This is a genomic window from Candidimonas sp. SYP-B2681, assembly GCF_003971065.1.
Lineage (GTDB): Bacteria > Pseudomonadota > Gammaproteobacteria > Burkholderiales > Burkholderiaceae_B > Pollutimonas.
Window position 1 is genome coordinate 84,604 of the sequence record NZ_RYDV01000002.1, and the last position, 24,218, is coordinate 108,821.

Genomic DNA, 24,218 nt, shown 5'->3' on the forward strand with positions numbered 1-24,218 from the left:
CATGGCCCTCGCGGCATTTGTGGCAATAAGGAAGTTCGGCTGATGGAAGTTTCACGCGTAAGGGCCTTGCGCGGCCCCAATCTCTGGTGCCGTCAAACGGTCATAGAAGCCATTGTGGCTTGCGACGAGGCCGAGCGGGCTATCGGCGATATGGAGGCATTTGAGACCCGGATGCGCGCCCGCTTTTCGGACATTGATCTGCTGAAACCGCCTGGCCAGGAGCAGCCGAACTCCATGGCTCATGCCCTGGCTTCTGCAGCGCTGTGTCTACAGACGAAGGTCGGGTGCGTGTTGACCTTCAGCCGGACTTCATTGACGATAGATCCCGGCGTATACCAGGTGGTTATCGAATACAGCGAAGAAGCTGTGGGGCGGTTGGCATTCGACCTGGCTTACGAGCTGTGCCTGGCTGCCATGCACGATCGACCCTTTGATTTGCAGAGCGCGCTGGCTCGGCTGCGAGAACTCAACGATGACGAGCGTCTGGGACCCAGCACCGGTTCCATCGTACAGGCGGCGGTCAAGCGCGATATTCCGTACCGGCGACTGACTCGCGGCAGCTTGGTGCAATTCGGCTGGGGCAGCAAACAGCGGCGCATTCAGGCCGCAGAGACCGATCGCAGCGGTGCAATTGCCGAGGCGATTGCCCAAGACAAAGAGCTTACCAAGACCCTTCTAGCGGCGGCTGGCGTGCCGGTACCCGATGGGCGTTGTGTCAGCGATGCCGAGGATGCTTGGACGGTTGCCTGCGAGATAGGCGGCCCTGTAGTGGTCAAGCCGCGCGATGGTAACCAGGGCAAGGGGGTCGCAGTCAATGTGCAGGGTCGTGAGCAGGTGTTGGCCGCTTACGCGGGAGCAAAGGCGAATGGTCCGGACGTTATCGTGGAACGATATTTTCCTGGCCACGACTTCCGTTTGCTCGTCGTAGGCGACAAGCTGGTCGCGGCGGCGCGTCGCGACCCACCGCAAGTTATTGGCGATGGCGAGCACAGCATTGCCCAGCTTGTAGAGATCATCAATCAAGACCCTCTTCGAGGAGAGGGCCACGGTACGTCGTTAACCAAGATCCGTCTGGACGATATTGCATTGTCCACAATGGCTATCCAGGGATATGCCGCTGATTCAGTGCCCGACAAGGGCGTGCTGGTTACCTTGCGAAATAACGCGAACCTGAGCACCGGCGGTACAGCAACTGATGTAACCGATCACGTCCATCCCGAATTGGCCGCCGGCGCGGTGGCCGCGGCGCAAATGGTTGGCCTGGATATCTGCGGCATAGACCTGGTAAGCGATAACGTATACGAGCCGCTCGACACGCAGGCCGGCTGCATTGTGGAAGTCAATGCAGCGCCCGGGCTGCGCATGCACTTGAGTCCATCCTTCGGCAAGGCTCGCGCGGTTGGCGAAGCGATCATTAACGAGATGTTTGCCGAAAACGAAAACGGCCGGATTCCCCTAGTCTCGGTCGCCGGTACGAATGGCAAGACAACGACCGTCCGCCTGATTGCGCATTTGCTTGCCAGCAGTGGCCGGCGCGTAGGGATGACTAATTCGGACGGCGTTTATATCGGTTCACAACGAATCGATACCGGCGATTGCAGCGGTCCGCGCAGTGCGCGCAACGTGCTTTTACACCCCGACGTCGATGCGGCGGTATTTGAAACCGCTCGTGGGGGAATTCTGCGTGAAGGCCTTGGTTTTGACCGCTGCGCTGTGGCTGTCGTAACCAATGTGGGCATGGGCGACCATCTGGGCCTAAGCTACATCAGCACCGTTGAAGACCTGGCGATCGTCAAGCGCGTCATCGTACAGAATGTCGACGCTGCTGGCGTCGCTGTCCTGAATGCAGCGGATCCGATTGTCGCCGCCATGGCGGACAATTGCCCCGGCGCGGTGACGTTTTTCGCCAACGACCGCAATCATCCGATATTGTCGACCCACCGTGCACAGGGTCGCCGTGTGGTGTATGTCGAAGACGGCTCTATTGTATTGGCAGAGGGGGATTTTGAATGGCGATTTGACCTTGACGCCATCCCTCTTACCCGAAATGGCACCATCGGCTTCCAGATCGAGAACGTCATGGCAGCGCTGGGCGCTGTGTGGGGCCTTCGCCTTGACTGGGGAAGCATACAAAGAGGGCTGTCGTCATTCGTCAGTGATGCCGCGACCGCCCCCGGACGCTTCAATGTATTTTCTTATCGGGGTGCGACGGTGGTCGCCGATTACGGTCACAATCCGGATGCGATTCAGGCACTGGTGTTGGCCATCGATACCATGCCTGCCCAGCGGCGTTCTGTCGTCATCAGCGGGGCTGGCGACCGGCGCGACGTGGACATTCGGCGCCAGACAGAAATCCTGGGCGATGCGTTTGATGATGTGATTCTTTACCAGGACATGTGTCAACGTGGCCGGGTCGATGGCGAGGTCGTTACGCTTTTGCGCGAAGGACTGATCAATGCGCAACGAACGACGCGTATTCAGGAGATCCGCGGCGAATTCCTGGCGATCGATACGGCGCTCGGGCAACTGAAGGAAGGCGATTTGTGCCTGATTCTTGTGGATCAGGTGGAAGAGGCGCTAGGGCATATTGCGCAACGCATTGCCGAAAGTGTAGCGGCTTGATTTTTCTTTACATATTTCCCATTTGGCGGGTTGAAATACCCGCCATCCGCGGGAATAATAAAGTGGTAGACGACCCTACATAGTTCCAGTGCCCGGAGGTCTATCATGCCAGCAAAATCTCAGGCCCAGCAAAAGGCGGCAGGAGCGGCGCTGTCGGCCAAGCGCGGCGACACTAAAGTCGGCCAGCTTAAAGGCGCCTCGAAGTCCATGTATAAGTCTATGAGCGAAAAAGAACTCGACGAACTGGCTTCCACCAAACGTAAAGGCAAGCCAGAGCATAAATCTGATTCATAGCCAGCATATCTAGCGGCACATCCCTTCAAGATGTGCCGGTTTTTTTTCAGGGGATCCCCATGAGCCGTTTGCCCGATACCGATTTCGATAGCTTGTTGCCGCCGCTGGCATTGACCCGACGGGGCTTTATCGTCACGTCTCTGGCTAGCGGCTTCGCTTTGGTCGCTGGCCCGGTGGCTGCGCAGACCGCTATCCAGACCGACACAAAAGGACTGGTGGCCGGCGAAGTGAAGATTCCTGTGGCTGACGGCAGCGTTCCGGCGTATCGGGCAGCGCCCGAAGGCAAAGCCGTTGTTCCCGTTATTCTCGTTGTTCATGAAGCTTTTGGGGTTCACGAATATATAAAGGACGTTTGCCGGCGGCTTGCCAAAGCGGGATATATGGCGATCGCCCCCGAACTTTATTCACGGCAAGGCGACCCGTCGCGATACACCGAAATTTCCCGCTTGCTTAGCGAGGTGGTCAACAAGGTACCCGATGCGCAGGTGCTGGGCGACCTCGATGCCACGGTTGCTTGGGCTGCGAAAAATGGCGGCAATACCGAACGACTCGGAATTACCGGTTTTTGTTGGGGCGGCCGGCTAGTCTGGCTGTACGATGCCCATAATCCTAAGGTCAAAGCCGCCGTCGTCTGGTATGGCCAGCTGGTAGGCGATGCCGACCCATTGCATCCGACACAACCTATCGAAATCGCCGCGAAACTGAACGGGCCGGTGCTTGGGCTATATGGCGGGAAAGATGCCGGCATCACCCAGGATTCCATCGACGCGATGAAGCAAGCCCTGGCTAAAGGCGATGATGACGCCAAGGCTTCGACCTTTGTGGTGTACCCGGAAGCCGGACATGCTTTTCACGCCGACTACCGACCCAGTTATAACGCGGATGCGGCAAAAGACGGATGGGCGCGGGCGGTGAAATGGTTCGATACCTACTTAAAGTCGTAGATAGTCGCGGTCGCTGCGGAACCAGCCCGTGAGACTCCACCGTGTTTTTGCACAGGGCAAGACTTCGTGGTGGATCAGGTCGCTACGAAAGAGGACGAGCCGGCCGGGGCGCGGCAGGATTCGGCTGAGCTCACGGCCAACGTCTTCAGGTGAATAGATGCACAGTTGGCCGCCATCGGTGTCGACCCACTCACGATTCAAATACAGCACCAGCGATATGCGCCGGTGCGGCTGCGCACGGTGCTGGTCGAGATGTTTTTTGTAGCCCCGGCCTTCGGGATACCGGGCAAAATGGAATTCTGCGCTGTTCAGTCCGGCAAAAAAAATTCGGTTCAGGTCTTGGCGCAGCGCGTCGGTCCAGAGCAGGAATTCGTTCGATGCCGATCCTTCCTGGCCCGGTGTGAGCCAGCAAATAGAATCGCCTCGAATTTCCGATTCACGCGATGAGCTGTGCTGATGCCCAACACGTGCTTCGTGAAAGTTTCCTGTATCCCAGTTTTGCAAACAGTCTTGGTACAGGCCTTCGTGCAATGTTGGATCGATCAGGTCATCGGCCACCACCCAGTGCTGGCGGGCCAAGGTGTCGAAAAGCGGTTCACGCGCCATATGATGCGACTTGTATAAAGGTGTGCATCGTTTTATATGGTGTCCGGTGGCAATAGTGTTGCGCGGCCAAAAAGCCGGCATACGAATTATATCGGTGTAACGCTTGCCACCCTAGCCTTACTTGCGCCGCGTACGACGCTTATTTTGGTGCACGAATCCGGGCTACGAGTCTCTATAATGGATGGATATCGGAGAGGCTCTCGTAGCCGTCGATTTCATCCTTTTTTCGTAATAACCGAGGCGCGTTCATGTTTGAGCATCTGGAAAAGTACGCTGGTGATCCTATTTTTGGGCTTAACGAGGCATTTCATCGCGACATGCACCCGCAAAAGGTCAATCTGACGGTGGGCTTGTATTACGACAACGAAGGCCATATTCCAGTGCTCGCCTCCGTCAAGACGGCAGAACAACGCCGGGCTCAGGATCCTCAGTCGCGTCCTTATCTACCCATGGAAGGGTTGGCTTCGTATCGTGATGCCGTTCAAAAACTGGTTTTCGGTGCGTCGCACAAAGTCTTGCAAGACAAGAAAGTAGCCACTATCCAAAGTGTGGGTGGAACGGGGGCATTGAAGGTGGGGGCGGATTTTCTTCACCTCGCCTATCCCGATAGTGACGTCTGGATCAGTGATCCGGCCTGGGACAACCACCACTCCATTTTTCAGGGTGCCGGCGTCAAGTCGCATAGCTATAGCTATTACGACCCCGAGACCAAATCCCTTAAGTTTGATCAAATGCTTGCTGAGATCAGCGCATTGCCGCCCAATAGCTTTGTTTTGCTACACCCTTGCTGCCACAACCCGACTGGCGTCGATCTGTCGCAAGATCAATGGCTCCAATTACTGCCCATACTGGCCGAACGGCAGCTCATCCCATTCCTGGATATGGCGTATCAGGGATTCGGCGCTGGCCTGGACGAAGACGCTTTTGCTGTCCGTGCGATGGCCGATGCCGGCTTGACGTTTCTCGTGGCAAACTCCTTTTCCAAGAATCTGTCTTTCTATGGTGAACGTTGCGGCGGTTTATCCGTGGTTTGTTCGTCGGCCGACGAAGCTGATGGCGTGCTGGGCCAGCTCAAGGCCGTTGTGCGCCGGATTTACTCCAGTCCACCCATGCACGGTGGGCAGATTACTTCTGACGTGCTCAACGATACGCAGTTATGCGCCGTATGGGAGCAGGAAGTTGCCGATATGCGTCAACGTATTGCCTTTGTGCGCAAGCAGGCCCACCAGCAGTTAACGGCCAAAGTTCCTGGCTACGACTCAAGCTATTTTGTAAAGCAGCGCGGCATGTTTACGTATACGGGGCTGTCCCGTGCGCAGTTGATGGCGTTGCGTGAACATCATGGCGTCTACATTATCGATTCAGGGCGTATCAGCGTTCCAGGTCTGAATACCCGCAACCTCGAATACTTTACCGATGCCATGGCGGACGTTCTCGGTCTTGGCTAAATCTTCTTTTTTACAAGGTTAAAGATGTTGACCACAGGCGAATGGATAGTATTGGGAATGTTCGGGGCGGGTGTAGTGTGTTCGCTATCGTTGTTTTGGTGGTTGTTGCGTATTGTGCGTCGCGACAAGCACGATAAAATGTCGTAAAAAGGCCGCCGGCTACGCCTCGATTATGCAATTCGCTGAATTCTTGCCAAACTTGCGGTAATCTTAAGGGTTACCATTTTGTTCTTTACCGGGAATCTTCAGGATTATGGACTCGTATAGCCTTCCGTACACTTTTTCACAGCGCGCACAACAACTTACCAGTTCAACGATCCGAGAGATTCTGAAAGTTACCGAGCGGCCAGAGATCATTTCGTTCGCAGGCGGCTTGCCTGCTCCTAAAGGCTTCCCGATAGACATCATGAAGGCAGCCTTTGACCGCGTTCTGCAAGACAGCGGCAAATCGGCATTGCAGTATGGTCCGACCGAAGGCTATGCACCATTGCGCGGCTGGGTTGCAGAAGACCTGAAGCGAGTCGGCGCAAACGTATCCCCCGACGAAGTGCTTATCGTGTCGGGATCGCAGCAGGCGCTTGATATGTTGGGCAAACTGTTTATTGATCCAGGCAGCAAAGTTTTAGTCGAGGCGCCTAGCTATCTGGGGGCATTGCAATCGTTTTCCTTGTTCGAACCTGAATACGTCGCGGTGCCTACCGACGACGGTGGCTTGATCCCCGAAAGTCTCACCGAAGATCGCACGGCAGGCGCACGTTTCATTTATGTGCTGCCCAATTTTCAGAATCCCACCGGGTTGACGCTAAGCCTGGAACGGCGCAAAGCGCTGGTCGAGCGCTGTGCGGCCGCGCAGCTGCCTATTATTGAAGACGATCCCTACGGCGATCTGCGCTACGCCGGAGAGGCCCAACCTGGCTTGCTTGGGCTTGGCCGCGAAGCGGGGGCAACGGTGATCCGCCTGGGCACATTCTCTAAAGTGCTGGCTCCTGGCTTGCGTCTGGGCTATATCGTGGCGCCAAAACCGATTATTGCGAAGCTGGTCCAAATCAAGCAGGCTACCGACTTGCATACGTCCACGTTGACCCAGATGGCCGTGTATGAAACCGTCAAAGACGGCTTCCTTACAACGCACTTGCCTATGGTGCGCGATTTATACAAGGAACAGTGTGGTTTCATGCTTGAAGCCATGGACGAACACTTTCCCGCTACTGCCACCTGGACGCGCCCTGAAGGCGGAATGTTCATCTGGGTGACGCTGCCGACTCATATCGATGCAAGCCAGCTATTGGCGCGTGCGATTGAAAACAACGTGGCATTTGTGCCGGGCGCTCCCTTCTATGCCGGTTCCGAGCCACAGCTTAATACCTTGCGTCTCAGCTTCGTGACAGTGTCCGAAGCAAAGATCCGTGAAGGCATCGCCATACTGGGCAAGCTGATCAAGGAAAGCTGATAGCGGTGGCGGGTGGATCGTGGCGACGCCGCAGCCGCAGGTTCACTCGCGAATTTCATAAAGGGCTGCGGCATCCGCAGCCCTTTATTCGTCGTGGTGGTGATTCGATGATGGAATTTAAGCCTGAGTTGTTTCTCGGTTGATATCCCGTACTACTCCAGTGTCAATAAATGCGTCGATTTCTGCTGCGTCGTAGCCGAACTCAGACAAAATCGCCATAGTGTCTTCGCCCAAGCGCGGGGCAGCGCGGCGATACTGCGCCGGCGTCATCGATAGTTTCACCGGCATCCCGATGGTGCGGACATTGCCAGCCTGCGGATGTACTTGTTCGACGATCATGCCGCGCGCCAGCGTCTGAGGATGTGAAAGTGCCTGGCCTATAGAATGAACAGGGCCAGCGGGCACACCCGCTTTGTCGAAGGCGGCCAACCAGTCATCTGCCGATTTAGTCGTGAGGATTTCGCTCATTATTTCTACCAGGGCATCACGATTGCGCATGCGTTCTGCGTTAAGAATGAAACGCGGATCGTCGCACCATTCGGGATGGCCCAAAACCTCAGCGATACGCGTCCAGTTTCTTTCGTTTGCCCCGCCGATAATGATCCAGTCTGTTGCGGTGGGAAATGCCTGGTAGGGCGCGGCTAACACATGGGATGATCCTGTTGCGCCCGGCGATTCCCCGGTGCCAAAATAAATCGCCGCGTGCCAGTAAAGCTGCTGCAGGCTGGCTTCAAGCAGCGAGGTCTCGACAATCTGGCCTTCGCCGGTTTTTTGTTTGTGTTGATAGGCAGCGAGGATGCCAAATGCTGCCAAGAGGCCTGCATTGATGTCGGCAACCGAATTGCCTGTACGCAGAGGTCGGCCTCCCGGTTCGCCTGTAATGCTCATTAGCCCCGAGAATCCTTGTGCAATCAAATCAAAGCCGCCTTTATCAGCATACGGACCGCTGAGACCATACCCAGACACTGTGCAGTAAATCAGTCCGGGATTTTCTTTGCGCAGCGTTTCGTAGCCCAGGCCAAGCTTTTCCATTGTCCCCTTGCGAAAGTTTTCCGTGATGACATCTGCATCGCGGACCATGCGAAGCAGTATCTCTTTGCCTTTGGTACTTTTCAGGTCCAGTGCGATTGCGCGCTTATTGCGATTCAGCATCAAGAAGGGGGCGGATACCCCCTTGATCTGGGGATCCCGATACTGCCGGGCATCGTCGCCACCATCAAGCTTTTCGACCTTGATTACGTCCGCGCCAAGGTCCGCCAGCATCATGCCGCAGGTCGGGCCAGCCATGATTTGAGCAAGTTCGATGACGCGCATCCCGGCAAGGGCGCCTCGGCCAGGTGAAGTTTCATTGTTTAGCATGATCTTCCTTTTCAACGACCCTTGAATGCTGGCGTTTCTTTCTGCAGAAACGCACGAAAGCCTATTTGGAAGTCTTCAGTGTCGAAGCAGTCGAAGGCTTCGTCCCGCTCGGCGTCGGTCAACTCGCCCCCGGCCATTAATCGACGTATGAACTTCTTGTGCCAGCGTGCCACGAGCGGGGCGCCGCCCGCGATACGCTCGGCTGTTTTGGTCGCTTCTTCGGCTACCTGTGCGTCAGCGACAACGCGGGTGACAACCCCGAGTTCCAGTGCTCGTTGCGCATCGAAGATCGTTCCCTCAAGAAGCACTGCAAGTGCAGTAGCCGGACCCACTAATCGCAAAAGCGGGGCCAGTTCGGAGTAGGACATCACAAGACCAAGGTTTTTGATCGGTATGCCGAACTTGGAACTGGTGCCGCAAATTCGAACATCAGCCAGGCTGGCAATTTCGAGTCCCCCTCCCACGCAGATTCCATGGATTTGGGCGACGATGGGATGCCTACAGTTGGCCATTGCCTCTATCGTGCGGCGCATTACCTTCCCATACTCTATCGCCTGGACCTTATTAGAACGCGAAGTTTCGAACTCGGAGATGTCGTTGCCAGGAGAAAACGCCTTTTCTCCGGCACCGCGCACCACAATGCAGCGTACCGACTCGTCATCGGACAGGGCGAGGAAATGTGTTCCGAGATCGCGCCATACGTCGATGGTAAAAGCATTGAGTTTCTCGGGCCGGTTGATCGTAATGGTGACAATCGCCGCTTTCCGATCGACGAGAAGATACGGGTTCTGTGTTATTGCAGTGCTCATATCACTGTTCCGTTTCGTTATGCTATTGAGATTTTTTCAGGCCAAGGTCGGCAGTAATTCGGCCATACTTGGCGTACTCATCCTGTATGAAGGTCTGGAATGCTTTCGGACTGTCGGGTCCGCCGCCTACGGCCATGCCTTGATCGGCAAGTTTGGCCGCAACGTCATGGTCTTTCAACGATGCCTTCAACGCCTGATCAAGCTTAGCCAAGACTGCAGGGGGGATGTTGGCCGGTGCCAGGACGGCGTACCATTGTTCGACGTCCATACCTTTGACGCCCGCCTCGGCAAGCGTTGGCACATCAGGCAAAGATGCGGCCCGCTTCGCACTGGTAACCGCCAGCGGCCGCAGCTTGCCGGCTTTTACTTGGCTAATCGCACCGGGCAGTGTGTCAAAATTCATGTCCACTTGTCCGCCAAGCAGATCGGTCATGGCCTGGCCACTTCCTTTGTAGGGGACGTGCTCCATGGTGGTGCCGGTAATTTGAGAAAAGCGAGCCGCGCTAAGATGCTGGGGGCTGCCCATGCCCGAAGAAGCGTAGGTGTATTTGCCTGGGCTGGCCTGTATCAGCTTAATGAGTTCCTGGACCGATTTAACGTCATTTTTTTGTGGATTCACGACCAGTATGTTCGGAACGGACCCGACGTAACGTACAGCGGTGAAGCCTTTGACAGGATCATAGGAAACCGGCAATAAATGAGGCGCTGAAACTGTCGACTGCATATTTGCCAGCAGAAGCGTATAGCCATCGGGTTCCGCCCTGGCAACCATTTCGCCGGCGATAAGGCCCGACGCTCCAGGTTTATTCTCGACCACGATTTGTTGGCCAATCACTCCGGATAAATGTTGCGCGATGATGCGGGCCGACACATCGGTTCCTCCGCCGGGCACGAATCCAACCACCAATCGTATTGGCTTGCTCGGAAAGGACTCCGACGCGTGCAGCATGCCCAAGGGGGCTAATAGAAGTGCTCCTAGGAATATACAAGCTTTCTTTTTTATCATTACGTTGTCTCCTTTGAGTATTGGCGCTGCCGTGTGCTCTCACGATCTACCAAGATCATTCAGCAAATTCTCGGGTAAACTAACATTCTCCTACCTGGTATCTGGTATACCAAATACCAGAAATAGTTTACCGATTTCTGTTTGACGCGCATCTATGGATTACCCTAATTCGACTTCCGGGCCGCTAACCGGCCTACTCGCTGATCCGTTGGCGATCAATCATCCGACTCTTGCGGCAGTGGTCGCAGATAGATTGCGCCAGCTTATAATCGACGGCTCGCTGAAGCCCGGAACCGCGCTGAATGAGCGCGACCTCTGTGACCTACTTGGGGTTTCACGGACCCCTCTGCGGGAGGCCTACCGCATTCTGGCTGCCGACGGGTTGGTCAGTATCCAGCCCAAGCGGGGAGCGATGGTCATCGAACACTCGCCGGCCGATATTGAAAATATTTTTGATGTACTTGCGGTCCTTGAAGGTCTCGCGATTCGGCAGGCAGTCGAACGTGCCACCGACGCCGAACTGAAGGAAATCGCTGCTTTGCATCAGCAAATGCTGAAAAGCTTTCAGAAGCGGGATATCAAGTCCTATTTTGCGGCGAGTATGGGCACCCATGTGGCGATTAGCCGTGCAGCGCATAATCCCGCGCTTACCGAAACGTATACGCGCCTAAATTTACAAGTACAGGCCTTGCGCTACAAATCCAATTTGGATCCCGACGAATGGATAGCTGGCGTCGCCGACCATGAACGCTTTGTCGGCGCATTACTTGCGCGGGACGCTGAAGCGGCGGAAACTCACATTCGTCACCATCTCGTTAATAAGAAGTCTTACCACTTGCAACGTCCCGTGCCTGCCTGAGCACAAGTTCAAAAAGCATCGATTTACCTAAGGCGGGGCGCTGGCTAATTTTCTTTCTTGAATACTCTAAGGTGAAACCTATGAATCTTGATCGACCTTCCTTACTTCGCCAGCAATGCCACATCGGAGGCCAGTGGGTAGAAGCCGCCGACGGAGCTACGATTTCCGTTGTCAACCCGGCTGATAACAGTATCCTGGGTAGCATCCCAAGCCTGACAGCGGCAGATGTTAAAAGCGCTATCCAAGCGGCGAGTGATGCGTTGCCGGACTGGAAGAGCCGGAGCGGAAAGGACCGTGCCAAGGTGATGCGCCGTTGGTACGACCTTTGCATGGAAAACCAAGAGGACCTGGCTACAATTCTGACGATGGAGCAGGGTAAGCCGCTGAAGGAATCGCGCGGCGAAATCGCCTACGGATCGTCATTTCTGGAATGGTTCGCTGAAGAAGCCAAGCGCACTTATGGCGACGTTATTCCCGCAGCAAGCAATGATCGCCGCATCATTGTCATTAAACAGCCTGTGGGTGTGGTTGCCGCCATTACGCCATGGAATTTTCCGAACGCAATGATTACCCGCAAGGCAGGCGCCGCGCTTGCAGCCGGGTGCACCATCGTGGTCAAGCCGGCGACTGCAACACCCTATTCAGCCTTGGCTCTGGCGGAGCTCGCTGTTGAAGCCGGAATACCCCCGGGGGTATTCAATGTGGTCACTGGCAGTTCGTCTGTCATCGGCGCCGAACTGACCAGCAATCCATTAGTTCGAAAGTTGTCGTTTACCGGGTCGACGTCAGTAGGCAAGCAACTCATGGCTCAGTGCGCCGGCACCATGAAGAAAGTGTCCATGGAGCTTGGCGGGAATGCGCCTTTCATCGTTTTCGACGACGCTGACCTGGACCAGGCGGTTGCTGGTGTTATGGCATCGAAGTTTCGCAATGCAGGCCAGACCTGCGTATGTGCCAATCGAATATTTGTCCAGGAAGGGATATACGACGCCTTCGCGGAACGATTGAAACAGACGGTCGAGTCGCAAAAAGTCGGTAACGGCATGGACGACAATGTCGATTTCGGTCCATTAATCGACTCCGACGCCATCAGCAAGGTCGAGGAACATATCAGCGATGCGCTGTCATCGGGAGCAGACGTCTTGACCGGCGGTCGTTCGCACGAGCTGGGCGGCTTGTTCTTTCAGCCGACCATCCTCATTAACGTATCGGCTAATGCCAAGTTGATGCAAGAAGAAACGTTCGGGCCCGTGGCGCCTCTGATCCGGTTTTCAACCGAGGAGCAAGTGATTGCGATGGCCAATGACACACCTTTTGGGCTGGCCGCATATTTTTATACCAGCGACTATGAACGTTCATGGCGTGTCGCCGAAGCGCTCGAATGCGGGATTGTTGGGTTGAACGAAGGCATTATTTCAACCGAACTCGCGCCTTTTGGCGGAATCAAAGAATCGGGTGTCGGCCGCGAGGGATCAAAGTACGGCATGGATGACTACCTCGAAATCAAATATATCTGTGCCGGCGGACTGCGTAAAAGCAAAACTGCGTGAGCCGTGGAAATCGAAAACAACATAACACCAAGTGGAGGCGAGTATGAAACCGAATATCTTCGCTGAGCGTTCCTGATTCATATAACGGCACAGGCAAGGGTAAAATCGACGAAGAAGGAGGGACCGCCCGACCGCCTCGCATTGGGCCACCACCCGAGGTAGGACGGCCTCCTTTTCCCTAAGAAATCTTCTCGATCGTATGTATGACCTCTCTTTCTTCCGAATCTTCCCCCGCGCACGCTAACTCCCTGTCGAATCCGGACGCCTCGTCCGCTACGGGGCGTGGCGGGCCTGGTCCAGATTTATCTGACATCCGACCCGATGATTGGGTAGAGCGCTGGCTGCCCCGATCATGGGGGCCTTATGCACGTTTGTGCAGGCTGGACCGGCCCGTTGGTACTTGGCTTACCTTGCTTCCCTGCCTGGCAGCGCTGGTGCAGGCCGCGGATGGCATGCCAAGCTTGCTGCGGCTGGTTATATTCTCGTTGGGTGCGCTATTGATGCGCGGAATAGGCTGTTGTTTCAACGATATCTTCGACCGCGATATCGACAAGAAAGTGGAACGTACCCGTTTCAGGCCTTTGACGAGCGGGCAGCTGACCCTGAAGAATGCCTTGTGGTTCGTGCTGGCTCAGTTACTGGTGTGTGCCTTACTGTTGCTCGCGTTGAACGAATACAGTCGCTGGCTCGCAGTGGCTCTTATGCCTATCGTTATCGTTTATCCCTTATGTAAACGCTTTACTTACTGGCCGCAGGTCGTGCTGGGTATTGGCTTTAACTGGGGCATGCTGATGGCATGGTCCGACACGCAAAATACTGTGCCGCTGGCCGCGGTGGCGATGTGGCTGGGGGCGGTCTTATGGCAGGTCGGTTATGACTCTATTTATGCCTATGTCGATGTCCGCGACGACAAGCAGCTGGGCTTGCATTCGACCGCATTGCGTTTCGCAGACAAGGGAAAGGCATGGATCAGCGGATTCTATATTGCCACGATGGCCCTATGGGTCTGGGCGGGGGTATCCATGCAAATGGCTTGGCCCTATTATGTGGTGATGGCCGCCATTGCGGGACACTTCATTTGGCAAATGCGGGTGTTCAACGTGGCACGGCCTGACCGCAATTTCATGTTATTCCGGGCCAATATGGCGGTCGGGGTCATGCTGCTTGTGGCGGCCCTAGCGGGGACTTTGCTGTAATGACGTAAACCGCCACAACAGGCCGGTACAAAAACAAAAGATGCGGCGCAGCCGCCGGAGACAAGAACAATGGCCGATACATCGATACAAACTTCACTCGAGTTTGATTACATAGTCGTGGGCGCCGGATCGGCGGGCTGCTTGCTCGCGAACCGCCTGTCGGCCAACCCCGCGCATCGCGTACTGTTGCTCGAAGCCGGGGGGCGCGACAACTGGCACTGGATCAATATTCCGGTGGGTTATCTGTATTGCATCGGCAACGCGCGCACTGACTGGTGCTACCGCACCCAACCCGATCCGGGTATCAACGATCGTACGCTGGGCTACCCGCGCGGGCGGGTGCTGGGCGGCAGCTCGGCCATCAATGGCATGATTTACATGCGTGGTCAGGCGGCCGACTATGACGGTTGGGCGGCATTGGGAAATACCGGCTGGGCATGGGACGACGTGCTACCGGTATTCAAGCGAACCGAAAACCATTACGCCGGAGCCAGCGAATTTCATGGCGATTCTGGCGAATGGCGGGTTGAACGTCAGCGCTTGTCATGGGAGATTCTTGACGCCTTCCGGCAGGCCGCTCAACAGGCCGATATCCCGTCTATCGACGACTTCAATCGCGGAGACAACGAAGGTTGCGCTTATTTCGAAGTCAATCAGCGGCGTGGCGTGCGATGGACCGCGGCCAAGGCATTTCTGCGTCCGATTGCCGGGCGTTCCAACTTAACGGTGCTTACTGGCGCCCAGGCCGAGCGCATCATCTTTGAGGGGCGCAGGGCCGATGGGGTGCGATTCTTGCATGATGGACAGAAGAAGGTCGCGCGGGCCAAGTCAGAAGTTATCCTGGCCTCCGGTTCAATCGGATCGGCCCAGTTGCTTCAGGTCTCGGGTGTGGGTCCTGGCGCGCTTTTACAGGCTTTAGGTATTCCTGTCGTACATGATTTGCCCGGCGTAGGGCAAAATCTGCAGGACCACTTGCAGCTACGCCTGGTCTATAAAGTTCAGGGCGCTAAAACCCTGAACACAATGGTGGGGTCCTTATGGGGTAAAGCGTTGATGGGGGTCCAGTATGCGGTGCAAAAACGCGGGCCTCTATCGATGGCGCCGTCTCAGTTAGGGGCGTTTGCGCGTTCGAATTCCGATCAGCCGCGCGCTAATCTGGAATATCACGTTCAACCCCTATCGCTCGAGAAGTTTGGCGAGCCTTTACACAATTTTCCCGCAATGACCGCGTCGGTCTGTAACTTGCGCCCTACCAGCCGGGGACATGTCAATATTGTGTCGCCCGATGCCAGCGATCCGCCGGCGATCTTATGTAACTACCTACAAACGGCAGAAGATCGCCTGGTCGCCGCCGACAGCATTCGCCTGACCCGCAAGATCATGGCGCAGTCGGCAATGGCCCCATTTCAACCTATGGAGCATAAGCCGGGGTCGCAGCTTGAATCGCAGGCCCAACTCGAACGGGCGGCCGGCGATATCGGCACCACCATTTTTCATCCGGTCGGCACGTGCAAGATGGGGGTAGATGCCATGGCGGTGGTGGATCCCCAGCTGCGCGTTTATGGCGTAGATAACTTAAGGGTAATCGACGCGTCGATCATGCCCACCATCACGTCCGGAAATACGAATTCACCTACCATCATGATCGCCGAGAAAGGTGCTGGGCTGATTCTAGGCGCGCGCAAGTGAGTGTACGCAAGAACATGCGACAATTTGTGCCTGCTCATTCAGCTTGCAAGGTTAAGACATGCCCAGTTTCTTGGAGTATCTGGCTACTGCTTTATTCGCGATAGCTATCATCCACACTTTCTCAGTACCCGTTTTCGCTCGTCTGGCGAACCGGGGCGGGCCGCATGCAGGGTTGTGGCATTTGCTGTCCGAGGTCGAGGCGGTATTCGGAGTGTGGGCATGCGTGCTGTTGGCGGTGATGGTGTTGATTTCCGGAATTGGGGACACCGTCAGCTATATTGATACGCGCAACTTCACGGAACCGGCCTTCGTATTTGCGATCATGGTGGTGGCCGCCAGCCGCCCGATACTGGAACTCGTCAACATGGGGGTGCGGGCCCTTGCCCGTATTTTGCCGGTTCGTAACGAATTGGCGATGTTCTTCGTCACGATGTCTTTCGTGCCTTTGGCAGGTTCATTCATCACCGAGCCCGCTGCAATGACATTGGCTGCATTGCTATTGCGCGACGCCTATTTCGGCCGCCCAGGCCAGGCGGGATTCAAATACATGACGATCGGGGTACTGTTTGTAAACGTATCGATAGGCGGTGTGCTGACCGCTTACGCTGCCCCGCCAGTTCTCATGGTTGCGCACACCTTCGACTGGGATACCGCCTATATGGCCACCCATTTTGGCTGGCGAGCCGCCTTGGCCGTTATCATTAACGCCGCCGTTCTGACCTATGTGTGCCGCGCGCAATTGCTAGATGGCAGTATTGGCAGTAACACCATCAAGGGCGCTACCAAGGCACCGGTTCCTTTGATCGTAATAGCTATTCATACCTTATTCTTGGTGGGCATCGTCTTTTCGGCCCATCATCCGATTATTTTCCTGGGCTATCTCATGCTCTTCATCGGGTATGCCCACGCCTATAAGCGGCACCAGAATCCCCTGCTGATTCGTGAAGGTCTGATGGTTGGCTTTTTCCTGGCTGGCCTGGTGGTACTGGGCGGCCTGCAAAAATGGTGGTTGCAGGACTTGCTGGCCGGCCTTTCGCCCATGGTCTTGTATTGGGGCGCAACAGCCTTGACGGCCGTTACCGATAACGCCGCACTGACCTACCTGGGGTCTCTGGTTGAAGGCACCAACGAGCTATGGCGTTATATGCTCGTGGCAGGCGCGGTCACCGGGGGCGGGCTTACTGTGATCGCCAATGCACCCAATCCGGCAGGTTTCTCGATATTGAAGGGCACCTTTCCTGATGGCGCCATTTCACCGCTTAAGTTGCTGGGCGCTGCGTCTTTGCCGACCTTGGTTGCTGCTGCCATGTTCATGTTGCCAACTTCTTTTTAAACATAATGGCGGCTTGCTGCCTTATGGCAAGCCCGTCGCCATGCTAGTCTGGAAAACCGGCTAAAATTACGTCTTTTGATGCTTTGCCGCAACTTCTCGTTTCTCGCACGGCGGGGCGGCTTCAAGCGGGTTTTTCCTGTGACGAACTTTCTTGGGATTCTTTCGTGCCTATATATGCTTATAAATGCAGTAACTGTGATCATGCACAGGATGTCTTGCAAAAAATGTCTGATCCGCGTTTGACGGATTGTCCCGAATGCGGGCAAAGTACTTATACGAAACAAGTTACGGCGGCGGGCTTTCAACTGAAAGGCTCAGGCTGGTACGTTACCGATTTCCGCAATAATGGTACTGCGGCGGGCGCTTCAGCACCTGCATCGGCAAGCACCGCGGCCGAATCTGGCGGCGCAACAGCTGCTGCCACCCCTGCGGCGACGGCCAGCGCCAGTCCTGCTCCGGCAGCCTCTGGCTCGGCCTCTTCGTGATCCGGTAACCCGAAGACTGCATGCGTTTCTTCAAGCGATACTTTATTACTGGGCTGCTGATCTGGATTCCCCTGGTTATTACGATCTGGGTAATCACATTGCTGATCGGCACGCTCGAAAGCTTCGTGCCGGCATTCCTGTCGTCGCAGTCTTTGTTTGGCTATCGCATTCCGGGCTTTCAGTTTTTGCTGGTTCTGGTAGTCGTGCTCCTGACCGGACTGCTCGGGGCTAATTTTATTGGCCGGGCCATCGTCGACCGGTGGGAGCAGTTGCTAGGGCGTATACCTCTGGTGCGCTCCATCTATCATTCCGTCAAGCAAGTCAGCGACACGGTACTCGCGTCAAATGGGCTGGCCTTCCGCGAAGCGGTGTTGGTGCAGTATCCGCGGCAGGGGTCTTGGACGATCGCATTCCTGACGGGTGCGCCCAGTGGTGAGGTCGCCGAAAAGCTTGGTGGTGACTATGTTAGCGTGTACGTGCCAACGACGCCCAATCCCACTTCCGGTTTCTTTTTGATGATGCCGCGCCAAGATGTACAGGTGCTCGATATGAGCGTCGACGCGGCACTAAAGTACATTGTTTCCATGGGCGTTGTGGCGCCTGTTTCGGTCAAGACTATCAACGCCGGCTTTGAAGCGGTATCGGTCATCGATGCCGCTCACGGCATCGATACGGTTGACGGAACAGGCCAGCCGCGCGATAAACAGCCCTGATTCTCAATTTAAGAATTTTCTATACGGAGTAATCCTTGATGCGTACCTGCTATACCGGCGAGGTAAATAAAGACCACCTGGACCAGACAGTCACCTTGTTTGGCTGGGTCCATCGTCGCCGTGATCACGGAGGTGTCATTTTCATCGATTTGCGCGACCGAGCTGGCTTGGCCCAAATTGTTGTGGATCCTGACAACGTTGAGGCATTCAGTTCGGCCGAGCACATCCGTAACGAATTCTGCGTACGTATCACGGGCCTGGTGCGCCTGCGCCCCGAGGGCACCCGCAATCCAGAACTGGCGTCGGGCGAAATTGAAATTCTATGCCGTGAAATCGAAGTGTTGAACCATTCGGTCACACCACCATTTCAGCTGGATGACGACAACCTTTCAGAAACGACGCGCCTGACTCATCGTGTTCTGGATTTGCGCCGTCCGCAAATGCAGCGCAATCTGATGCTGCGTTATCGCGTCTCTATCGAGGTCCGCAAGTATCTCGACGACTTGGGCTTTATCGACATCGAAACGCCCATGCTTACCAAGAGCACGCCAGAAGGTGCACGCGATTACCTGGTGCCGTCGCGTGTCAATGCCGGCGAATTTTTCGCGTTACCGCAGTCGCCGCAGTTGTTCAAGCAAATGCTGATGGTGTCCGGCTTTGACCGCTACTATCAAATCACCAAGTGTTTCCGCGACGAAGACTTGCGCGCGGATCGCCAGCCCGAATTTACCCAGATCGACTGCGAAACTTCATTCCTGAACGAAGAGCAGATCCGGGAGATTTTCGAAGGCATGATTCGCCATGTTTTCACCAGCGTGCAGCAAGTGGAATTACCCGCGAGTTTTCCAACGATGACATGGGAAGAAGCCATGCGCCGTTTTGGTTCCGACAAACCCGATTTGCGTGTCAAGCTGGAATTCGTCGACGTGGCCGATTTAATGCGCGGCGTCGAATTCAAGGTGTTTGCCGCCTTGGCCGACGATCCGGCCAGCCGTGTCGTGGCATTGCACATACCGGGCGGCGCCAGCATGCCGCGTAGCGAGATCGACGCCTACACCAAGTTTGTTGGTATTTATGGCGCGAAGGGTCTGGCCTACATCAAGGTCAACGATGCCGCCGCTATTCCCGAGGGCTTGCAGTCACCCATCGTCAAAAACATTCATGTTGAAGCGCTTACACAGCTTATCGAACGCACCGGCGCACAAAGCGGTGACCTGATTTTCTTTGGTGCCGACAAGGCCAAGGTCGTCAACGACGCCATTGGCGCTTTGCGTGTCAAAATTGGGCACAGCGAATTCGGCAAAGAAAACGGCCTGCTCGAAACCGGTTGGAAGCCACTGTGGGTTGTTGATTTCCCCATGTTCGAATACGACGAAGGCGAAGGCCGCTATTTCGCCGCTCATCATCCATTCACAAGCCCCAAAGACGGTCACGAAGACTTCCTGGAAACCGATCCCAGCAAGGCGATTGCCAAAGCGTATGATATGGTCTTGAATGGCTGGGAAATCGGCGGCGGTTCGGTTCGGATTCACCGTGCCGATGTGCAAAACAAGGTGTTCGGCGCGTTGAATATCGGCGCCGAAGAAGCCCGTGAAAAATTCGGCTTCCTGCTCGACGCATTGCAGTATGGCGCGCCGCCTCACGGCGGTGTGGCGTTCGGCCTTGATCGTTTGGTTACGATGATGGCGGGTGCCGAATCCATTCGTGACGTCATCGCCTTCCCCAAGACGCAACGCGCCCAGTGTTTGTTAACTCAGGCTCCGTCGCCTGTCGATGAAAAGCAATTGCGCGAACTGCATATTCGCTTGCGCAATACCGAGGTTAAAACCGCATAGTGATAGGGGAACCGCAGTGTCGGTAATCCGGGTCGTAAGTTACAACATTCACAAGGGCCGCTCAGCGACGGGTAGCCGTGAATCGTTGGCGGACTTGCGGCTCGGCCTCTACAACCTGCGTCCCGATCTGCTGTTTCTGCAAGAAGTCCAGGGCCGAAATAGCCGTAAGTCCAGCCTCGATGCTCAACACGAATCGCTCGGAGCGGTGCTGTGTATGCAAACGGCCTATGGTTGCAACGCGGTGCGCGAACTCACCGATCATGGCAATGCGCTGTTGTCGCGCTTCCCAATACTCGAACACGAAAACCAGGATATCTCCGACCACAAGATGGAGCAGCGCGGGCTGCTACACGCCGTGGTCGAGGTAAACGGGACGCCCGTGCATTGCCTTGTGGTGCATTTGGGGCTATTCGCCGGAGGCCGGTTGCGACAGGTCGCGGCGCTGGTTGAACGCATCAAGCGCCTGGTGCCACATGATGAACCGATTCTTATTGCAGGCGACTTCAACGACTGGAACAACCGTCTGGCCCCGATGTTTGTGCAACAACTTGGCTTATACGAAGTTTTTGCCTTAGCTCCACAGAACCGACCTGTTCATGGAAAACTTCGCACGTCGGTCACAAAGCTTCGCAATAGCCTGCGTCCGTTTCCCCAACCGTTGCCTCTGGTCCAGAAGGTGCACGAGCTTGGTATGGATGGGTCGGCGCGCCTGACACTGCCGCCCCGTACGTTCCCCGCTGCCTTTCCCTGGTTGCGCCTGGACCGCATCTACCAGCGCGGTTTTGCAGTGCGCAGCGCGCGCGTATTGCACGGCTCGCCATGGAAACAGTTGTCGGACCACGCGCCGCTTATTGCCGAGCTAGAACTGCCATGAATAATTCCGTTCCTGGATCAAACGTACACCTTGTCGACTTCGCTTGCCTGACGCCAGTAATTTTTTTGCTTCGTCTTCGCGTTCACGTTTGATCTAAAAAACGGAATAAGGATGCCTGGCGCCGCAACGGCCGGGCAAAGGAACATATGAATGGCGAGTGCTTCTTTGCATTTGGATTGGCGTGACAGCAATAAGATCGACTTGCTGCACAATGGCGAGGAATTTTTCCCAGCGCTGTGCGCCGCCATTGCGGCCGCTACGCGGGTGGTCCATCTTGAAACGTATATCTTTAATCTCGACAAGACTGGATTGCTCGTGCTGGATCACCTGCGCCAGGCCTGTGAACGGGGGATTAAAGTTCGAGTCGTCATCGACGGATTTGGCAGCCAGCCGCATGCCCGGGAGATCGCACAGAGGCTTCTGGCAATGGGTGCACAATACCGCATTTACAGGCCGGAACCCACCGGCCTGCGCACCGTGAAATTCGATTTGCGCCGCCTGCGACGCCTGCACCGAAAAGTTACTGTGGTTGACGACGCGCTTGCTTTCGTCGGCGGCATAAACATACTTGATGACTACGTCAACGTGCCGACCGATGGAAAAGGCCTGCGCCCGCGTTTCGATTTCGGCGTGCGCATGCAGGGACCTATCGTCACAGACGTTGCTAGAGCCCAGCGCGCCCTCTGGTTGCGTATGGCATGGCGGCGGCGCGATGACTGGGCCGCTTTCTATCGTAGACTGCGGGACTGGGGCAAATGGCGCAGGGCACGACAGAAGCATCACGTTCCCACCTTTAATCCAGGGCAGCGTGCGGCGCTACTGTTGCGCGACAACATTCGATTTCGTCAAACCATAGAAGACGTGTATGTGGCTACCATTGCGCGCGCCACTGACGATATCCTGATCGCCAACGCCTATTTTTTTCCGGGCCGCCGATTGCGCAAAGCACTGCATAATGCAGCACAGCGCGGTGTGCGCGTTAGGTTGCTGCTACAAGGGCGGTCTGAATACCTCATGCAGTATCGGGCCTGTCGCTATATGTATTGCAAGATGCTGGGCGATGGCATCGAGATCCATGAATACATGGCCAGTTATCTTCACGCCAAGGTCGCGGTGATTGATGAGTGGGCCATGGTCGGTTCGTCCAACCTGGACCCGTTCAGCCTTTTACTTGCACGCGAAGCGAATGTTTTCGTTCACGACGCGAGTTTCGCCAATGAACTGAAGGCTGCGCTTGAGGCCGAATTGCGCAACGACGCTCATCAGGTGACCGATGCCGACCTGAAGCAGCGCAGCGTGTTCGGGCGCTGGATCGATGCCTTTGCTTACTTCATGCTTCGTGCGGGCGTGGGTTTAACGGGGAAGTCGTCCGAATATTAAGGGACCGCCTGAGAACCAATCTGCTTTTTTTCGTTGCGAAAATGCATCGACATCGTTTATACCAGCGTCCGGACGCAAAGAAACCACGATTCATGACGAACCCCGTAATAAAATCGAGTTCATTGGCGCGACACGTACACGGGTGTGCACGAAAGTTCACAGCGCACGTTTCTGAAAAAAAGAACCACCATCATGTGTCAGCTGTTAGGCATGAATTGCGCTACGCCTACCGATATTACTTTTTCGTTTACGGGGTTCGCCGCCCGCGGCGGACACACCGATCATCATGCCGATGGCTTCGGTGTGGGTTTTTTTGAAAGCAAGGCTTGCCGGGTATTCATCGACAACCAGCCCTCATGCAAGTCGCCCGTCGCCGAGCTGATCAAGAACTATCCGATCAAATCCAAAAACGTCATTGCCCACATCCGCAAGGCAACGCAAGGCACTACCGCACTGGAAAATTGCCATCCCTTCGTGCGCGAGCTATGGGGCCGGCATTGGATTTTCGCCCACAACGGCGACTTGCTGGAATACCGTCCCACGCTTAACGGTCAATATCAAGCGGTAGGCACGACCGACAGTGAAACTGCGTTTTGCCACATCATGCAGGGTCTGCGCGAGCGTTTTGGCAATATAGAGCCTTCTACACCGGATCTTTTCCAGGCAATAGAAGAACTCACGCAGGAAATTACGGTTCATGGCGTGTTCAATTTTTTGCTGTCCAATGGGCGCTCGCAGTTTGCCCATTGCTCGACCAACCTGCATTACATCGTTCGGGAGTGGCCCTTTAACAAGGCACACCTGATCGATGCTGATATGACCGTGGATTTTTCATTAACCAATCGCCAGGGCGATTGCGTATCAGTTATTGCCACCAAGCCGCTGACCGACAACGAGGTCTGGACACGGTTCGAGGCAGGGCAGCTGATTATGTTCGAGCAGGGCTGCCTGTCATTGAAGACGATGGTGCCAATTCCCGAGTCGGTGCAAAGGAAGAACGCGGAAAATCTGGCGTGCGCCTGATTTGATCCTCCGCCAGGCGGTCGATTATTCCGCCACAACGGCTGTTCGGCTAGCGGCGGCATCTGCGGATACGGGGTTCAGTCGCGCAGTGACTTGATCAGTGCCCAGAACGTCGCCAAAGAAAAGCATCCAGTTAATCAGCGAGTGGTTGTGCTCGTCTGGCGTGACGGCCGATAACGCGTCATCCACCATTACCGTGGCGTAGTCCATCATCATGGCGTCCCGGGCGGTGGATTCGCAACACACATTGGTCACCGTCCCGCCTATGAGCACCGTCGTCACGCCCTTCGCCTGCAGCACATCATGCAACGATGAGGATCCTGGCGCCAAGGCGCTGTAGCAACGCTTGACGACGCGTTGATCCATTGGCTGGATATCGAGTTGCGGTGGAAAAGCGTAGCCTTGGTGGCCCGCGCTAAGTTCCAGTAAACGGCGTGCGCTGCGTTCGGGCGTCAACATATAACGATGGTGATGCGACCAGAACGTGTCGGCGCCGTCGGAACAGGTCTGTACCCAGACAACATGGCCGCCCGCCCGGCGCAAGGCCGAGGCCAGCTTGTTGACGGCCGGAAAGGTTGCCCGCGAGGGCGCACATTCGCCCTGAAAGCCGGGCTGTGTGTAGTAGTTCTGCAAGTCGATGACGACGAATGCTGTTTTGCTGGCGTCGAATTCGGGATAGGGATGCAGGCACCCCTGCCGGGCTACAACTCGGTCAACGACCCATTGGGGGAAATCCATGCTTT

At 55.7% G+C, this 24,218-nt stretch carries 21 protein-coding genes; 16 read left to right on the forward strand and 5 right to left on the reverse strand.

All coding sequences use genetic code 11. From position 1 onward, the window contains the following. Window positions 1-42 precede the first annotated feature (42 nt). The 3 genes from cphA (at window position 43) to EKL30_RS05020 (ending at window position 3,860) form a co-directional block, all read left to right on the forward strand. Window positions 43-2,622: a cyanophycin synthetase gene (gene cphA, locus EKL30_RS05010; RefSeq protein ID WP_126706113.1), complete on the forward strand. Its 2,580-nt coding sequence runs from the start codon at window positions 43-45 to the stop codon at window positions 2,620-2,622. Between the two features lie 105 nt (window positions 2,623-2,727). Further along, a complete protein-coding gene (locus tag EKL30_RS05015; protein ID WP_126706114.1) occupies window positions 2,728-2,916 on the forward strand; it encodes a DUF3008 family protein in 189 nt (62 codons plus the stop codon). A 59-nt stretch (window positions 2,917-2,975) separates the two neighbouring features. Further along, window positions 2,976-3,860 carry a dienelactone hydrolase family protein gene (locus EKL30_RS05020; protein ID WP_126706115.1) on the forward strand — a complete coding sequence of 295 codons (885 nt, stop codon included), beginning with the start codon at window positions 2,976-2,978 and terminating at the stop codon, window positions 3,858-3,860. Here EKL30_RS05020 and EKL30_RS05025 read toward each other — a convergent pair. Then, window positions 3,849-4,466: a 2OG-Fe(II) oxygenase gene (locus tag EKL30_RS05025; RefSeq protein WP_126706116.1), complete on the reverse strand. Its 618-nt coding sequence runs from the start codon at window positions 4,464-4,466 to the stop codon at window positions 3,849-3,851. The two genes, EKL30_RS05020 and EKL30_RS05025, sit on opposite strands and share 12 nt — an antisense overlap. 248 nt (window positions 4,467-4,714) lie before the next feature. Between EKL30_RS05025 and EKL30_RS05030 the strand changes: the two genes are divergently transcribed. Together EKL30_RS05030 and EKL30_RS05035 are read left to right on the forward strand one after the other, a co-directional pair. After that, complete coding sequence (locus EKL30_RS05030) at window positions 4,715-5,914, forward strand: amino acid aminotransferase (protein ID WP_126706117.1); 1,200 nt, start codon at window positions 4,715-4,717, stop codon at window positions 5,912-5,914. 253 nt (window positions 5,915-6,167) lie between these two features. Then, window positions 6,168-7,364, forward strand: coding sequence for a PLP-dependent aminotransferase family protein (locus EKL30_RS05035; RefSeq protein ID WP_126706118.1), 1,197 nt, complete (start codon window positions 6,168-6,170; stop codon window positions 7,362-7,364). A gap of 117 nt (window positions 7,365-7,481) precedes the next feature. On the opposite strand, the gene EKL30_RS05040 is transcribed toward EKL30_RS05035, so the two are convergent. From EKL30_RS05040 to EKL30_RS05050, 3 genes are read right to left on the reverse strand one after another with little or no spacing between them, the layout of a single operon-like run. Continuing rightward, on the reverse strand, window positions 7,482-8,723 hold the full coding sequence (locus EKL30_RS05040) for a CaiB/BaiF CoA-transferase family protein (protein WP_126706119.1): 1,242 nt from the start codon (window positions 8,721-8,723) through the stop codon (window positions 7,482-7,484). A gap of 11 nt (window positions 8,724-8,734) precedes the next feature. After that, window positions 8,735-9,532, reverse strand: a complete 798-nt coding sequence (locus tag EKL30_RS05045; protein ID WP_126706120.1) for an enoyl-CoA hydratase/isomerase family protein — start codon at window positions 9,530-9,532, stop codon at window positions 8,735-8,737. Between the two features lie 22 nt (window positions 9,533-9,554). Beyond that, window positions 9,555-10,538, reverse strand: a complete 984-nt coding sequence (locus tag EKL30_RS05050) for a tripartite tricarboxylate transporter substrate binding protein (protein WP_126706121.1) — start codon at window positions 10,536-10,538, stop codon at window positions 9,555-9,557. 154 nt (window positions 10,539-10,692) lie between these two features. Here EKL30_RS05050 and EKL30_RS05055 point away from each other — a divergent pair, with 154 nt between their 5' ends. The 11 genes from EKL30_RS05055 (at window position 10,693) to EKL30_RS05105 (ending at window position 23,475) form a co-directional block, all read left to right on the forward strand. Beyond that, on the forward strand, window positions 10,693-11,397 hold the full coding sequence (locus EKL30_RS05055; RefSeq protein WP_126706122.1) for a GntR family transcriptional regulator: 705 nt from the start codon (window positions 10,693-10,695) through the stop codon (window positions 11,395-11,397). An 80-nt stretch (window positions 11,398-11,477) separates the two neighbouring features. Further along, window positions 11,478-12,947 carry an NAD-dependent succinate-semialdehyde dehydrogenase gene (locus EKL30_RS05060; RefSeq protein ID WP_126706123.1) on the forward strand — a complete coding sequence of 490 codons (1,470 nt, stop codon included), beginning with the start codon at window positions 11,478-11,480 and terminating at the stop codon, window positions 12,945-12,947. Window positions 12,948-13,150: 203 nt separating this feature from the next. Then, window positions 13,151-14,143: a 4-hydroxybenzoate octaprenyltransferase gene (gene ubiA / locus EKL30_RS05065; RefSeq protein WP_126706124.1), complete on the forward strand. Its 993-nt coding sequence runs from the start codon at window positions 13,151-13,153 to the stop codon at window positions 14,141-14,143. Window positions 14,144-14,212: 69 nt separating this feature from the next. Next, window positions 14,213-15,832 (forward strand): GMC family oxidoreductase, encoded by a 1,620-nt coding sequence (locus tag EKL30_RS05070; protein ID WP_126706125.1) that lies wholly within the window; start codon window positions 14,213-14,215, stop codon window positions 15,830-15,832. A gap of 58 nt (window positions 15,833-15,890) precedes the next feature. Further along, window positions 15,891-17,165, forward strand: coding sequence for a putative Na+/H+ antiporter (locus tag EKL30_RS05075; RefSeq protein WP_126706126.1), 1,275 nt, complete (start codon window positions 15,891-15,893; stop codon window positions 17,163-17,165). 164 nt (window positions 17,166-17,329) lie between these two features. Next, window positions 17,330-17,650: an FmdB family zinc ribbon protein gene (locus EKL30_RS05080; RefSeq protein WP_126706127.1), complete on the forward strand. Its 321-nt coding sequence runs from the start codon at window positions 17,330-17,332 to the stop codon at window positions 17,648-17,650. A 20-nt stretch (window positions 17,651-17,670) separates the two neighbouring features. After that, a complete protein-coding gene (locus EKL30_RS05085; protein ID WP_126706128.1) occupies window positions 17,671-18,363 on the forward strand; it encodes a DUF502 domain-containing protein in 693 nt (230 codons plus the stop codon). Between the two features lie 38 nt (window positions 18,364-18,401). Then, window positions 18,402-20,198, forward strand: a complete 1,797-nt coding sequence (gene aspS, locus EKL30_RS05090; protein ID WP_126706528.1) for an aspartate--tRNA ligase — start codon at window positions 18,402-18,404, stop codon at window positions 20,196-20,198. A 16-nt stretch (window positions 20,199-20,214) separates the two neighbouring features. Then, complete coding sequence (locus EKL30_RS05095) at window positions 20,215-21,072, forward strand: endonuclease/exonuclease/phosphatase family protein (RefSeq protein WP_126706129.1); 858 nt, start codon at window positions 20,215-20,217, stop codon at window positions 21,070-21,072. Between the two features lie 150 nt (window positions 21,073-21,222). Next, on the forward strand, window positions 21,223-22,452 hold the full coding sequence (gene clsB / locus EKL30_RS05100; protein WP_126706130.1) for a cardiolipin synthase ClsB: 1,230 nt from the start codon (window positions 21,223-21,225) through the stop codon (window positions 22,450-22,452). 192 nt (window positions 22,453-22,644) lie between these two features. Then, window positions 22,645-23,475, forward strand: a complete 831-nt coding sequence (locus EKL30_RS05105; RefSeq protein WP_126706131.1) for a class II glutamine amidotransferase — start codon at window positions 22,645-22,647, stop codon at window positions 23,473-23,475. Window positions 23,476-23,499: 24 nt separating this feature from the next. Here EKL30_RS05105 and EKL30_RS05110 read toward each other — a convergent pair whose 3' ends face one another. Then, window positions 23,500-24,213, reverse strand: a complete 714-nt coding sequence (locus tag EKL30_RS05110) for an isochorismatase family cysteine hydrolase (RefSeq protein WP_126706132.1) — start codon at window positions 24,211-24,213, stop codon at window positions 23,500-23,502. Between the last annotated feature and the right edge of the window lie 5 nt (window positions 24,214-24,218).

What these genes read in the sequence shown, in the direction of transcription:
- cphA (WP_126706113.1), top strand. Translation starts at nt 43, where the DNA reads ATGGAAGTTTCACGCGTAAGGGCCTTGCGCGGCCCCAATCTCTGGTGC.
- EKL30_RS05015 (WP_126706114.1), top strand. Translation starts at nt 2,728, where the DNA reads ATGCCAGCAAAATCTCAGGCCCAGCAAAAGGCGGCAGGAGCGGCGCTG.
- EKL30_RS05020 (WP_126706115.1), top strand. Translation starts at nt 2,976, where the DNA reads ATGAGCCGTTTGCCCGATACCGATTTCGATAGCTTGTTGCCGCCGCTG.
- EKL30_RS05025 (WP_126706116.1), bottom strand. Translation starts at nt 4,466, where the DNA reads ATGGCGCGTGAACCGCTTTTCGACACCTTGGCCCGCCAGCACTGGGTG.
- EKL30_RS05030 (WP_126706117.1), top strand. Translation starts at nt 4,715, where the DNA reads ATGTTTGAGCATCTGGAAAAGTACGCTGGTGATCCTATTTTTGGGCTT.
- EKL30_RS05035 (WP_126706118.1), top strand. Translation starts at nt 6,168, where the DNA reads ATGGACTCGTATAGCCTTCCGTACACTTTTTCACAGCGCGCACAACAA.
- EKL30_RS05040 (WP_126706119.1), bottom strand. Translation starts at nt 8,723, where the DNA reads ATGCTAAACAATGAAACTTCACCTGGCCGAGGCGCCCTTGCCGGGATG.
- EKL30_RS05045 (WP_126706120.1), bottom strand. Translation starts at nt 9,532, where the DNA reads ATGAGCACTGCAATAACACAGAACCCGTATCTTCTCGTCGATCGGAAA.
- EKL30_RS05050 (WP_126706121.1), bottom strand. Translation starts at nt 10,538, where the DNA reads ATGATAAAAAAGAAAGCTTGTATATTCCTAGGAGCACTTCTATTAGCC.
- EKL30_RS05055 (WP_126706122.1), top strand. Translation starts at nt 10,693, where the DNA reads ATGGATTACCCTAATTCGACTTCCGGGCCGCTAACCGGCCTACTCGCT.
- EKL30_RS05060 (WP_126706123.1), top strand. Translation starts at nt 11,478, where the DNA reads ATGAATCTTGATCGACCTTCCTTACTTCGCCAGCAATGCCACATCGGA.
- ubiA (WP_126706124.1), top strand. Translation starts at nt 13,151, where the DNA reads ATGACCTCTCTTTCTTCCGAATCTTCCCCCGCGCACGCTAACTCCCTG.
- EKL30_RS05070 (WP_126706125.1), top strand. Translation starts at nt 14,213, where the DNA reads ATGGCCGATACATCGATACAAACTTCACTCGAGTTTGATTACATAGTC.
- EKL30_RS05075 (WP_126706126.1), top strand. Translation starts at nt 15,891, where the DNA reads ATGCCCAGTTTCTTGGAGTATCTGGCTACTGCTTTATTCGCGATAGCT.
- EKL30_RS05085 (WP_126706128.1), top strand. Translation starts at nt 17,671, where the DNA reads ATGCGTTTCTTCAAGCGATACTTTATTACTGGGCTGCTGATCTGGATT.
- aspS (WP_126706528.1), top strand. Translation starts at nt 18,402, where the DNA reads ATGCGTACCTGCTATACCGGCGAGGTAAATAAAGACCACCTGGACCAG.
- clsB (WP_126706130.1), top strand. Translation starts at nt 21,223, where the DNA reads ATGGCGAGTGCTTCTTTGCATTTGGATTGGCGTGACAGCAATAAGATC.
- EKL30_RS05105 (WP_126706131.1), top strand. Translation starts at nt 22,645, where the DNA reads ATGTGTCAGCTGTTAGGCATGAATTGCGCTACGCCTACCGATATTACT.
- EKL30_RS05110 (WP_126706132.1), bottom strand. Translation starts at nt 24,213, where the DNA reads ATGGATTTCCCCCAATGGGTCGTTGACCGAGTTGTAGCCCGGCAGGGG.